At 67.6% G+C, this 278-nt stretch carries 1 protein-coding gene; it reads right to left on the bottom strand.

All coding sequences use genetic code 11. The features are described from left to right. A partial coding sequence (locus tag AABA84_RS34860; protein ID WP_338314358.1) for a GGDEF domain-containing protein occupies positions 1-278 on the bottom strand: 278 nt, incomplete at both ends.

Here is a 278-nt window from a genome sequence, read left to right as displayed (position 1 = left end):
TGGTCGGGCGCGATCGCGATGCCGATGCTGGCATCGGTCGGAATGTCCTGGCCCTTGCAATCCACCGGCGCACGCAGCGCCTTGAGGATATCTTCCGCCAGCGCCGACAGCTCGGCCGGATCGCAGGTCGCAGCCGTGACGATGGCAAACTCGTCGCCGCCGAGCCGTGCGACGAGGTCGTTGCCGCTGACGCAGGCGCGCAGGCGCACCGCCACCTGCCGCAGCAATTCGTCGCCGACCTCGTGTCCCAGCGAATCATTGACGCCCTTGAACTCGTC

Source organism: Bradyrhizobium sp. TM239, assembly GCF_036247985.1.
Lineage (GTDB): Bacteria > Pseudomonadota > Alphaproteobacteria > Rhizobiales > Xanthobacteraceae > Bradyrhizobium > Bradyrhizobium ottawaense.
Note: the sequence above shows the minus strand (reverse complement) of the source record. Positions and strands in the feature narration are given on the sequence as shown.